This is a genomic window from Anaeromyxobacter sp. PSR-1 (assembly GCF_000964525.1).
GTDB lineage: Bacteria > Myxococcota > Myxococcia > Myxococcales > Anaeromyxobacteraceae > Anaeromyxobacter.
Genome location: NZ_BAZG01000136.1, coordinates 1 through 11,580 on the forward strand (window position 1 = coordinate 1; position 11,580 = coordinate 11,580).

The 11,580-nt window shown below is 75.7% G+C and carries 12 protein-coding genes and 1 pseudogene; 6 read left to right on the forward strand and 7 right to left on the reverse strand.

Annotated elements, in window-relative coordinates; translation table 11 throughout:
* Positions 1-445: tetratricopeptide repeat protein (locus PSR1_RS16920; protein WP_059438634.1), on the forward strand; the 445-nt coding region annotated here is incomplete at its 5' end.
* Between the two features lie 16 nt (positions 446-461).
* On the opposite strand, the gene PSR1_RS16925 is transcribed toward PSR1_RS16920, so the two are convergent.
* A complete protein-coding gene (locus tag PSR1_RS16925) occupies positions 462-1,610 on the reverse strand; it encodes a M20 family metallopeptidase (protein WP_059438635.1) in 1,149 nt (382 codons plus the stop codon).
* A gap of 115 nt (positions 1,611-1,725) precedes the next feature.
* Here PSR1_RS16925 and argC point away from each other — a divergent pair, with 115 nt between their 5' ends.
* Both argC and argB read left to right on the forward strand, forming a co-directional pair.
* Positions 1,726-2,790 carry an N-acetyl-gamma-glutamyl-phosphate reductase gene (argC, locus tag PSR1_RS16930; RefSeq protein ID WP_059438636.1) on the forward strand — a complete coding sequence of 355 codons (1,065 nt, stop codon included), beginning with the start codon at positions 1,726-1,728 and terminating at the stop codon, positions 2,788-2,790.
* Positions 2,787-3,605, forward strand: a complete 819-nt coding sequence (argB, locus tag PSR1_RS16935; protein ID WP_059438637.1) for an acetylglutamate kinase — start codon at positions 2,787-2,789, stop codon at positions 3,603-3,605. Before argC ends, argB begins: the two co-directional genes overlap by 4 nt.
* 7 nt (positions 3,606-3,612) lie before the next feature.
* On the opposite strand, the gene PSR1_RS16940 is transcribed toward argB, so the two are convergent.
* The 4 genes and pseudogenes from PSR1_RS16940 to PSR1_RS16955 form a co-directional block, all read right to left on the reverse strand.
* Positions 3,613-4,146: a hypothetical protein gene (locus tag PSR1_RS16940; protein ID WP_059438638.1), complete on the reverse strand. Its 534-nt coding sequence runs from the start codon at positions 4,144-4,146 to the stop codon at positions 3,613-3,615.
* Positions 4,147-4,224: 78 nt separating this feature from the next.
* Positions 4,225-6,090 (reverse strand): sulfatase-like hydrolase/transferase, encoded by a 1,866-nt coding sequence (locus PSR1_RS16945; protein WP_059438639.1) that lies wholly within the window; start codon positions 6,088-6,090, stop codon positions 4,225-4,227.
* Positions 6,091-6,269: 179 nt separating this feature from the next.
* A pseudogene (locus PSR1_RS24650) lies at positions 6,270-7,262 on the reverse strand (sensor histidine kinase); the annotation flags it as partial.
* Positions 7,263-7,437: 175 nt separating this feature from the next.
* Positions 7,438-7,866, reverse strand: coding sequence for a hypothetical protein (locus tag PSR1_RS16955; RefSeq protein ID WP_059438640.1), 429 nt, complete (start codon positions 7,864-7,866; stop codon positions 7,438-7,440).
* A gap of 75 nt (positions 7,867-7,941) precedes the next feature.
* Here PSR1_RS16955 and PSR1_RS16960 point away from each other — a divergent pair, with 75 nt between their 5' ends.
* A complete protein-coding gene (locus PSR1_RS16960) occupies positions 7,942-8,535 on the forward strand; it encodes a class I SAM-dependent methyltransferase (RefSeq protein WP_059438641.1) in 594 nt (197 codons plus the stop codon).
* A gap of 63 nt (positions 8,536-8,598) precedes the next feature.
* On the opposite strand, the gene PSR1_RS16965 is transcribed toward PSR1_RS16960, so the two are convergent.
* The gene (locus PSR1_RS16965) at positions 8,599-9,396 is read right to left on the reverse strand and encodes an ion channel protein Tsx (RefSeq protein WP_059438642.1); all 798 of its coding nucleotides are present in this window, start codon (positions 9,394-9,396) and stop codon (positions 8,599-8,601) included.
* 45 nt (positions 9,397-9,441) lie between these two features.
* Positions 9,442-10,488, reverse strand: a complete 1,047-nt coding sequence (locus PSR1_RS16970; protein WP_059438643.1) for an arginine N-succinyltransferase — start codon at positions 10,486-10,488, stop codon at positions 9,442-9,444.
* A gap of 154 nt (positions 10,489-10,642) precedes the next feature.
* Here PSR1_RS16970 and dtd point away from each other — a divergent pair, with 154 nt between their 5' ends.
* Together dtd and PSR1_RS16980 are read left to right on the forward strand one after the other, a co-directional pair.
* Complete coding sequence (dtd, locus tag PSR1_RS16975) at positions 10,643-11,092, forward strand: D-aminoacyl-tRNA deacylase (protein WP_059438644.1); 450 nt, start codon at positions 10,643-10,645, stop codon at positions 11,090-11,092.
* Between the two features lie 19 nt (positions 11,093-11,111).
* A complete protein-coding gene (locus PSR1_RS16980; protein WP_059438645.1) occupies positions 11,112-11,456 on the forward strand; it encodes a histidine triad nucleotide-binding protein in 345 nt (114 codons plus the stop codon).
* Positions 11,457-11,580 lie beyond the last annotated feature (124 nt).

Below are 11,580 nucleotides of genomic sequence, written 5' to 3' on the forward strand. Positions count from 1 at the left end.
CGCCGCGATCGACGGGCACCGCCGCGCCGGGTTCGTGGACCGCGCGCTGGCGGTGCTGGCGCAGGCGACCGAGGCGTTCCCGCGCGACGACGGCCTGTGGGAGGAGATGGGCGACCTGGAGCTGTCGCGCGGGCGGCGCGCCGACGCGGTGGCGGCGCTGGTGCGCGGCGGCCGCACGCTGCTCGCCGCGCGCGCGCTCGGCCCGGCGGAGCGGCTGCTCCACGCGGCCGGGCGCCTGGAGCCGTGGCACGGCGAGGCGACGCTGCTCCTCGCGCGCGCCTGGGCGCGCTCCGGAAGGCGGCGCGACGCGATCCGGCTGCTGGAGGGGCTGGCGCAGCGGACCGGCGGGCGCACCCGCGCGGCGGCCCGCGCGCTGGCGCTCCGGCTCTCGCCCACGCCCGGGCGGCTGTGGCGGTGGCTGCGCCCCTCGGCGGGCTCGGGGTGAGCGGCGCCGAGGCGCCTCACCCCGCGCGGCGGGCCAGGAAGCGGGCCAGCGCGCTCGCCTTCGCCACGAGCGAGCCCAGGTCCACCTCCTCGCCCAGCGTGTGGAACGCCTTGCCGCGCGCGCCGAGCGCGTCGATGGTCGGGATGCCCGCCGCGCCGGTGGTGCACGCGTCGGAGCCGCCGCCGGCGAGCGGGGCCTCGCCCTGGCCCAGGCCGCACTCGCGCTGGCAGTCGCCGTACTCCTTGGCGAGGGCCGACGAGGCCGGGGTGCGCTCCAGCGGATCGCGCCAGGCGCCCGGGGTCACCTCGAGCTCCGTGCCCGGGATGGCCGCCTCCCGCGCGGCCGCCTCCACCGCCTCGCGCAGCGCCTGCCCGTCGGCGACCGTCTCGAAGCGCAGGTCCACCTCGCAGGCGGCCGCGTCCGGCACGGTGTTCTTGGTGGTGCCGCCGGCGATGGTCCCCACGTTCACGGTGAGCCCGCGCGCGTAGTCGGTGAGCGACTGGGCGCGGTCCACGAAGCGCGCCAGCGACCAGATGGCGCTCCGGCCCTTCTCGTGCTCGTTGCCCGAGTGCGCCGCCACCCCGCGCGCCTCGACCCGCACCGAGGCCACGCCCTTGCGCCGCGTGACCACCAGGTCGCCCGGGCGGCCGGACTCGAAGCCGAGCGCGCAGGCGGCGCCCGCGGCGTGGGCGCGGATCACCGGCTGCGACTCGGGGGAGCCCACCTCCTCCTCGGAGACGAGCACGCCCCGCACCGCGACGCGCTCCAGCACCCCGGCGCGCTTCGCCGCCGCCAGCCCGAACAGCATCACCACGATGCCGCCCTTCATGTCGAACACGCCCGGCCCGCGCGCCCGGTCGCCCTCGCGGCGGAAGCCCTCGAACGTGCCCGGCGGGAACACCGTGTCGGTGTGGCCGAGGAGGAACACCGGCGCGCCAGCGGCCCGGCCGGTGAACAGCACGTGCGGGCCGTAGCGGTGGGAGGGGCGCAGCTCCACGTCCATGGCGAGCGTGCGGAGCTGCCCCGCCACCACGTTCGCGACCGCCTCCACCCCGGCGCGGTTCTGCGTGAAGGAGTTCTGCGAGACCAGGCGCTCCAGCAGCGCCTCCATGGCGCCGCGCTGTCCCTGCAGCCAGGTGAGCGCGTCCTCGATCCTTGCGGCCATCCGTGTCGTCCCCGGCCCGGCGGCGCCCGCCAGCGGCGGGCGCGCGGGGCAAAGCCCGCGCGGGCGGCGCGTCGGCGCTGGCCGGGCGAGGGCGCTCCCGGTATAAGGGCGGCGCATGGCGACCGGCAAGCGCTTCAAGGCCGCGGTCATCGGCGGCTCGGGGTACGGCGGGGCGGAGATGATCCGCCGGCTCCTCATCCACCCCGACGTGGAGCTGGTCCGCGTCGCCTCCATCGACTTCGTGGGCGAGCCGCTCTCGGCCGCCGATCCCGCGCTGGAGGGCGTCACCGACCTCACGTTCCAGGGGATCCCCCCGGCGGAGGCCGCCGCGGGCATGGACGTGGTCTTGCTCGGCCTCCCGCACACGGTGGCGGCCTCGAAGGTGCCGGAGCTCGCCGCGCTGCCGGGCGTGAAGGTCGTGGACATGAGCGGCGACTTCCGGCTGAAGGACGCCGCCGCGTACGAGCGCTGGTACCGGCACGTCCACCCCTGCCCGGAGCGGCTGACCGACTTCGTCTACGGGCTGCCCGAGCTGAACCGCGAGCGGATCCGCGGGGCGCGCTTCGTCGCCTCGCCCGGCTGCTTCGCCACCACCATCGAGCTCGCGCTCCTGCCGCTCGCGCGCGCCGGGCTGCTCGAGGGCGTGGTCCACGTGCAGGGCATCACCGGCTCCTCCGGCTCGGGGGTGGCCCCGTCGGCCGGCACGCACCACCCGGTCCGCGCCGGAAATCTCAAGACCTACAAGCCGCTCGAGCACCAGCACGTCCCGGAGATCGGCGAGGCGCTCGCGGCCGCGGGCGCGCGCGAGCTGGCGCTGCGCTTCGTGCCGGTGTCGGCGCCGCTCTCCCGCGGCATCCTCGCCACCGCGTTCGTGGAGCTGCCGGAGGCCTGGACGCAGGACCGGCTCGACCGGCTCTACCGCGAGGCGTACGCGGGCGAGCCGTTCGTGCGCGTCCCGCGCAAGCGCCTGCCGGAGGTCGCGGCGGTGTCCGGCTCCAACTACGCCGAGGTGGGCGTGGCGGCGGGGCCGGCGCTCGGCGGCCGGCGCACGGTCACGCTGTTCGGCGCCACCGACAACCTGGTGAAGGGCGGGGCCGGCCAGGCCATCCAGAACATGAACCTCGTGCTCGGGCTCGACGAGAAGGCCTCGCTCGCCGACCCCGGCCCCTGGCCTCCATGAAGACCATCGTCCTCAAGCTGGGCGGCGAGATCGTCCACTCCCCGGAGCTCGACCTGGTGGCGCGCGACCTGCGCACGCTGGTGGACGGCTGGAACCGGGTGGCCATCGTGCACGGCGGCGGCCCGCAGGCGACCGCCCTCCAGAGGCGGCTCGGCCTCGAGACGCGGATGGTGGCGGGCCGGCGCTACACCGACGAGGCCACCCTCGAGGTGATGAAGTACGTGGTGGCGGGGCAGCTCAACGTGGATCTCTGCGCGCGGCTGCTCGCGAACGGCGTCATGCCGGTGGGGCTCCACGGCGCGAGCGGCCACGCGGTCCAGGCCACCCGCCGGCCGCCGCGGGTGATGCAGGGCGCCGGGCCGGAGCCGGTGGACCTCGGCCTGGTGGGCGACGTCACCGGCTTCAACCTGCCGCTCCTCGGCGACCTGTTCGAGCGGCGCTACGTGCCGGTGCTGGCGTGCCTGGGCTGCGACGACGCCGGCCAGGCGCTCAACATCAACGGCGACACGGTGGCGAGCCAGCTCGCCGGCGCGCTGCGCGCCGACGCGCTCGTGCTCGTCACCTCCACCCCCGGCGTGCTCCGCGACGTGAAGGATCCCTCGAGCCGCATCCCCCGCATCACCCGCGCCGAGTTCGAGCGGCTGGTGGCGGACGGCACCATCTCCGGCGGCATGATCCCGAAGCTGGAGGAGTCGTTCGAGGTGCTGCGCGGCGGCGCCCGCTCGGTGGTGATCCTCGGCAAGCTCGCGCCCGGCGACCTCGTCGCGGCGGTGCTCGAGCCGGGCTCGGCGGGCACGGTGCTGCTGGCCGACTAGCGCGGCGCTACCGCGCCGGCACCCGCTCCAGCACCACCGTGACCGGCTGGAGCCGGCCGCCCACGTACACGCCCTCCTCGGAGAGCGTCACCTTCAGCACCTCGGGGTTCGGCGCGCGGTCCGGCCCGAGCCCGTCCACCGGGCCGAAGTCGGCGCGGAAGCGCACCACCTCGCCGGGCGAGAGCGTGGCCACGAAGCCGCGCGAGGCGCCGCCCGCGGCGCAGCGCGGAACCGCCTCCAGCAGGCAGGCGCGCACGAGCGGGAGCTCCTCGCCGCTGGCGGCGCGCAGCCGCACCCGGCCCAGGTCCACCCGCACCGGCGCGTCGCCCAGCGCGGCCACGCTCCGCTCCACCGAGAGGTCCGCCTCGCCGAGCGAGGCCGCCACGAGCCGGTACTCGGCGCCCTCGCCGATCGGCTCGGCGTGGAGCGGCGCCGCGCCGTCGCCGAACGTGCCCTCCTCGCGGTAGCGCCACAGCGCCTCGCGCGACGCGCAGCCGGACGCGAGCGAGAGGGCCAGGGCGGCGAGGGCGAGCCGGCGCATGCCCGGAGCAGAGCATGGGCCCGGAGCGGCCGTCGAGGCGGCGGCCGGCGGCGGTGTGCGCACGGGTGCGCGGCGCGGTCAGGGCGCGGGCGCGGCGGCGGCGCGGGGGGCCGGCTCGGACTCGCCCCGGAGCGCGCGCATGATCCGCCCGGCCTGCCGGGCCATCCGCGCCGGCCCGTCCGGGAGCGGCCGGTCGTCGGGGTCCGTGATCTGCGCGCCGCCCATGCCGGCGTACATCGTGACCTTCAGGTCCTTGCCGATGGCGGCGTAGCGCGGCTCCCAGCCCACGGTCGAGACCACGAACCGGTCCGCGGGCGCCTCGAACATGGAGAGGCCGTCGGCGTAGAGCGAGGGCGGGTGCCGCTCGCCCATCAGCGCGAACAGCGTCGGCACCACGTCCACGTGGCTGGTGACCTCGTCGCGCACGCCGGCCGGCACGCCCGGCCCGAGCCACACCGCGGGCACGTGGATCTGCTCGTCGGTGACGGCCGAGCCGTGGCCGAGGTGCCCCTTCTGCCGGAACTCCTCGCCGTGGTCGCCGGTGAAGACGACGAGCGGCTCGCGCCCGCGGGTCCGCGCGAAGTCGTCGAGGAACGCGTCCAGCGCGCGGTCGAGCGCGTGCGCGGCGTTGCGGGCGCGGTTCTCGATCTCCTGGCCCGGCGCGCGGGTCGCCTTCAGGCCGCCCATGCCGTCCCAGGCCGGCGCGAACACCTGGTCCTCGGGCTCGTGGAAGTAGTTGAAGTGGGTGCCGAAGAAGAAGAGGAACAGGAACACCGGCCGCGCCGGGTCGGCCCGGGCCGCGAAGGCGCGGGCGCTCTTCAGCATCTGGGCGTCGCGGGTGGACGGGTCGTTCCCGTCGCACCAGGTCTCGAGGTCGGAGACCCCGCCGAACACGGTCTTCTGCAGGTCCATCCAGTCCACGCAGGAGGCCGCGCTCACCTTCACCTGGTAGCCGTTGTCGGTCAGCGCCGGGAACAGCGTCGGCTGCCGCCCCGCGCCGACCACGGCCTCGAGCTTCTGGGCCTGGAGCCCGTACACGAGCGAGAAGAGCGTGTAGTTGGTGGAGCTGGCGGCGGCGTAGTGCCGGGTGAAGCGCGCGCCGTGCTGGGCCCGCGCCCACAGGCGCGGCATGGTGCGCGCGTCGAGGTGCTCGGCGGGCAGGCTCTCCGCCACCACGAACAGGACGTCGGGCCGCTGCTCGAAGCGGAGCTCGGCGGGGTCCACGCCGGCCGGCAGCCGCTTCGAGGCGTTCGCGCCCTCGAACGGATCGTTGGTGCGATCGCCGAAGACCGAGCGCGCCAGCCCCTGCATGCGGACGGGCACCTGGAGCGGGAGCGTGGTGGAGGCGGCGAACACCGAGGAGCCGGCGAAGTAGGTGAGCCCGCCGCCGTAGACCCGCTCCGCCGCGGAGAGGAGCAGGAGCGCGAGCGCCCACGACCAGGTGCGGCGCGCGGGGGCCGCGAAGCGTCGCACGAACCAGGCGCCCGCGACGACGTCCACCGCCACCAGCGCGAGCGCGCCGCCGAGGAACAGGAGCACGTCGGAGAGCGGCACGCCGGTCTCGCGCAGCGCGTTCGGCTGCAGCATGACCCGCAGGAAGAAGCCGTTCAGGTGGAAGCCCACCGACTGCAGCACCTTCGCGTCCACCGCCAGCCCGCCGGTGAGCAGGCCGGCCGCGGCCCCCACCGCGAAGCGGTAGGCGCGCGGGGCGAGCGAGAACGGCAGCGCCAGCGCGAAGGCGAGGAGCGCGAGGAGCAGCGCCTGGGGGAGGAACGTCGGCCAGAGCCAGGCGCGGTACGGCGCGGGCGTGGCCTGGACGGCCTGCCCGATGGAGGTCGCGTAGAGCGCGAGGAAGACCGGAACGTGGAGGAGCGCCCAGAGGAACGCCGGGAACCTGAGGCCGGACGGGCCCCCCCGCGGCGCGCCAGCGGGGTGCAGGAGCATCGGGCGCGGAACCTAGCACCGGCGGCCGCGCCACGCCAGCCAGCGCAGCGCCCGCGCGGGCGCCCGGACCAGCGCGCCCCCGCCGCCCGGGGGAGCCCGCGCAGCGGCGCCACGGTCCCCGCCGGCAGCCGCAGCGTGAACTCGGCGCCGTGTCCGGGGCGGCTCTCCACCGTCACCGTGCCGCCGAGCGCGAGCGCCTCGCGGCGCGCGATCCAGAGGCCGAGCCCGAGGCCGCCGTAGTGGCGGGCCGACACCGCGCGCGCGTAGCGGTCGAAGATGGCGGCGCGCCGCTCCGGCGGGATGCCGATGCCGTGGTCGCGCACGGAGAGCCGGGCCTGCGCCCCCTCGGCGCGGACCGTCACCTCGATCGGCCGCCCCTGGCCGTACTTGGCGGCGTTCGCGAGCAGGCTGGCGAGCGCGCGATCGACGCGCGTGCGGTCCCAGCGACCGCTCACCGGGCCCTCGGCGCGCACCGTGACGTCGCAGCGGGCGCGGTCGAACAGCTCGCGGCGCGCGTCCACCGCGTCGCTCGCCAGCGCCCCGAGGTCCACCTCCTCGAGCGCGAGCGGCTCCGCGGCCGCGCGCGCGTCCACCAGCAGGCGCGAGACCAGCTCGGCGAGCCGCCGCGCGGCGCGGTCGGCGCGCGAGAGGTGCCCCTGCGTGGCCTCGTCGCCGCGCCGGGTCGCGTCGCGCCCCGCGGCCCCGAGCTCGAGGAACAGCGCGGTGAGCGGGGTCTTCAGCTCGTGGGCGGCGAGGCCGAGGAACTCGTCGCGGGTGCGCAGCGCGGCCTCGGCCTGGGCGCGCCCGTCGCGGTCGGCCCGCGAGGCGCGGAGCGCGCGGACCAGCGTCATCGAGGCGAGCGCGCCGCCCAGCACCGCCGCCGCGAGCGAGGCCCCGAACAGCACGCCCTCGTGATCGCCGCCGGGCAGGAGCGCGTCCCCCGCGCCGAGGCCGAGGGCGGCGAGGAGCGCCGTCTCGGCCGCGAGCAGGGCGCACAGCCCGAACATGGCGAGCGCCGGCCACGCCTCGGCGCGCGCCGCCGCCGGGGCGGCGCGCGGGCGCCGCAGGCTCGTCTCCTTCCCGGGGCCGGCCTCGCCGTCCCCGCCGTCCCCCCGCCCCGGCTCGACCGTCTCCGGCCGCACCGGGCCCCGGCTCGCTGCGCTGCTGATCATCGGGGTCACCTCGAGCTTGCGCGGTCGCGCGGCTCGACAAGAGCGGGCGGCAGAATACTCCCTGCGGCGAGGAGCGAAATTGCCCCCGCGGGTCGGCGCCCGGACGAGGAAGGCGCGGCGCGGCCACGCGCTCGCTCGCTCGGGCGCACGAGCGCGCCGGGTGCCGCGATCGCCGTCAGCGCGCGGGCGGCGCGAGCCGCATCGCGAGCAGCGGGCGGCCGCAGCCGGGGCAGGCCGGATCGCCGGGCTCGTCCGAGTAGAGCTCGCAGGCGGGGCAGTGGTGGCGCACCGCCGACCCTCCGGTGCCGGGTGCGTCGTGCGGGTACATCGCCGCGAAGCCGCGCGCCAGCGCGGAGAAGTAGGCGTACCTCGCCTCGGGCGTGAGGTCGTCGGGCAGCGGCGCGCGCCGGAAGGTGCGGCCCGCGACCACCCACGGCGCGCCGTCGCCGCGCGCGGCGGCGAGCGCCTCCGGGGTGCGCGAGGGCCAGGGGAGGTCGGTGAACCAGCGCGCGCGGAACGCGATCCAGTCGGCGGGCGCGCGGACCTCGGCCAGCTCGGCCTGGAACGCCTCGAGGCGGGACATGAAGGCGGGCTCGAACGGCATGGGGCGATCTTGCGCCCGGACCGCGCGCGGGACAAGAAGGGGTGCGCGCCGCCCGGGGCGGCGCCGGAGGATGCCATGGCCGACTCGCAGCGCCGCGCGTTCGACGATCGCTACCGGGAGGGCACGCCGCCCTGGGACATCGGGCGCCCGCAGGCGGAGCTGGTCGCGCTCGCGGAGGCGGGCGAGATCGTCGGCGACGTGCTCGACGTGGGCTGCGGGACCGGCGAGAACGCGCTCCACCTCGCCGCGCTCGGGAAGCGCGTCATGGGCGTGGACGGCTCGCCCACCGCCATCGCGCGCGCCCGCGAGAAGGCCGCCGCGCGGGGGCTGCAGGTGCCGTTCGTGGTGGCGGACGCGCTCGACCTGAAGACGCTCCACCGGCGCTTCGAGACCGCGGTGGACTGCGGCCTGTTCCACGTGTTCGACCGCGCCGAGCGGCGGACCTACGCGCACTCGCTCACCGAGGTGCTGTCGCCCGGCTCGACGCTGCACCTGCTCTGCTTCTCCGACGAGGAGCCGCCCGGCCCCGGCCCGTACCGGATCTCCGAGTCCGACGTCGGCGACGCGTTCCGGTCGATCTTCGCGCTGACGCGCCTGCGCGAGGCGCGCTTCGAGCGCCTCGGCGCCGAGCCGGCGCGCGCCTGGCTCGCGACGCTGGTGCGGATCTGAGACGACGACGGCCGCGCCCCCTCGCAGGAGCGCGGCCGTCGGGTCGCAACGATCCGGGGGCGGTTAGAACACCGTCCACTGCACCATCGCCTGCGGCGCCGAGGAGGTCTCCTCGAACGAGCCCAGGCTGTAGTAGTGCAGCCACCACTCCACGCCGACGTAGAGCTTGCCGGCCTTGCCGCCGAACGGCGCGAGCGCGTCCACCAGCAGCTGCGGCTGCGACCAGATCTCCACGCCGTCGTCCGAGCCGGTGTAGAAGCCGCCCTCGTCCTTCAGGCCGTTCACGTCGATGAAGCCGGTGAACAGGAACGGCACCTTGCCGAGCGAGAAGGGCACGGTCCAGAACGGCGACACCTGCCAGCCGTGGCGGTTGAAGTTGTCGTAGCGGTAGTACGCGTTCAGGCCGAGCACCCAGCCGGCCGGCACGGCGAAGTCGAGGCCGAGACCGCCCATGTACGCGTAGAAGCCGGCGCCCTGGTTCACCTCGCCCGCGAAGCCCCAGTTCCGGATGACGCCGAACAGCGGGTCCTTCTGGCCGAGGAGCTGGTTCACGAACAGGCGGGGGTGCCACTCGACGTACGCGTCGGTCCACTGCGAGTCGTCGGTCTCGAAGCGGCCGCGCGAGAGGTCGAAGAAGGCGAAGTTGTCGCCGTACTCCCACGTCGAGAAGTGGTTCAGCGTCAGCGTGGTCTTGGTGCCGTCCTTCAGCTTGCCGGCGAACGAGGTGTCGATCGCCTTGTCGAAGTTCCAGCCCTGGAGGAGCTGGACGTTGGTGGTGGAGAAGCCGCCCGCGCGCGCCGCCGGAGCCGCGGCGACGAGGGCGAGCAGGAACGAGGCACGGAGGAGGTTGCGAAGGGTCATGGCGCGCCTTCTAGCCCACTCAAAGGGCAGACCGGAAGGGGCTTCTCAGCGCGCTCCCCCATCGAACGGGACGACGTGCGCCCGCTCGCCCGGCCGCGCCTCCAGAACCTCCCGTGCGCGCTCGGGAATCCAGACGTTCGTCCCATCCAGCCGCGCCTCGGTCCGCACCGCCCGAAAGCGGGTCCGCCCCTCTCCCCGGGTCACCGCGATCAGGCAGTCCTCGCCCCCGTGCAGGCCGGCGTCGAGCGGCTCGGCCGCGAGGCGGGCGCGGCGGTAGGCGCGCACGAGCGTGATCTCTGCGAGCGTCGCCTCGTAGTGCGGGCCGCCGTCGAACGGGTCGATGCGGTCCACGTAGCGGAAGCCGATCTTCTCGAGCATCCGCCGCACCGGCTCGGTGTCCGGACCCACCTTCCCGAGCAGGCGGCGCACCGCCGGCGGGAACAGCGTCGCGTACACGTCGGAGGGCGGGAAGAGCTGCTGGATGAACTCCTTGTTCTCGCGGCTCTTCTTGTCGGCCTCCTGGTAGTCGAGGTCGGTGAAGCGCTTGCCGAACGCCTCCCAGAACAGGCTGCGGCCGTCCTTGGTGAGCGGCGGCATGAGCTCGGCGAGGACGCGCTCGCGGAAGCGGTCGCGGAACATCGCCATGTAGAGGAAGCGCACGAACGCGAGCTGCTTGCCGGCGCGCGCCTCGCCGCCCCGCAGGCCGGGGTGGACCACCAGGCCGCCGATCTCGGTGGGGCCGTCGAAGTGGTAGCCGATCGAGAGGACCTGGTGCTTGAAGTGCCGGTCGATGGTGGACGAGTAGTGCTCGCGCTCCGAGACGTCGAAGAAGGTGCAGGGCGACTCGCGGGTGCCGTGCTGCGCGATGATCATCGAGGTGCCGACGATGCGGCGCGTGCGCGGCTCCTCCGCCACGAAGACGTACGAGCGCTCCAGCGGGTCGCGGATCTTCCCGGCGAAGCTCCGCACCGACCGCTCGACGATCCCCGAGAGCGCGCGCTCGTCGTAGGGGAGGTTGACGGTGTTGAGCACCTTCGCCAGGGCGGCGAGCCCCGCGAGGTCCGTCTTCTGGGCGTCCCTGAGGAGCAGCATGCGGACCGGATCCGTGGCTGGAGGCGGGCCCGGGTCTAGCACGTGGCCCGGGGCCTGTCACGGAGCGCAACGGGCCGCGGGGACGCCCCCGCCGGCCCGCCGCGGCGGCGCGCCGGCGTTGAAAGCCGGGCCGCCGCGTGCCATGGAAGGACGCGTGCGCGCGGTCGTGCAGCGGGTCTCGAGGGCCGAGGTGCGGGTGGAGGGCGCGGTCACCGGCGCGGTCGGGCGCGGGCTGCTCGTCCTGCTGGGCGTGGCGCGCGACGACGGCGCCCAGGACGCGCGGCTGCTCGCCGACAAGATCGCCGGGCTGCGCGTGTTCGAGGACGCGGCCGGGAAGATGAACCTGGCGGTGGGCGAGGTGGGCGGCGCGGTGCTGGTCGTCTCGCAGTTCACGCTGCTCGGCGACGCGCGCAAGGGGAACCGGCCGAGCTTCACCGACGCGGCGCCGCCCGCGGCGGCGAACGCGCTCTACGAGGCGGTGTGCGGGCTGCTCCGCGAGAAGGGGCTGCGCGTCGAGACCGGCGTGTTCCGCGCCGACATGCAGGTCGAGCTGGTGAACGACGGCCCGGTCACCATCCTGCTCGACTCGCGGCGGCTGTTCTAGGGAGGGGGAGAGGCGAGCGATGAGCGACTGCCTGTTCTGCAAGATCGCGCGGGGCGAGATCCCGGCCAAGCTGGTGCACCAGGACGCCGACACGGTGGCGTTCGTGGACATCAACCCGCAGGCGCCCACGCACCTGCTGGTCATCCCGCGCAAGCACATCCCCACCGTGAACGACCTCGCCGCCGAGGACGAGGCGCTCATGGGGAAGCTGGTCCGGGTCGCGGCGGCGCTCGCGAAGGAGCGCGGCATCGACGGGTCCGGCTGGCGCGCGATCGTGAACACGCACCACGACGCGGGGCAGACCGTGTTCCACGTCCACCTGCACCTGCTCGGCGGCCGCCGCATGGGCTGGCCGCCGGGGTAGGGCCCTTCACGCAGCGTCACGGCCCCGGCGCCGCGCCCTGGCGCGCCAGCCGGTTCGCCGCCGCGGCGGCGAGCGCGGCGTCGCCGAGCGCGAGCCGCGCCTGGTAGAGGTCGCCGCGCGCGAG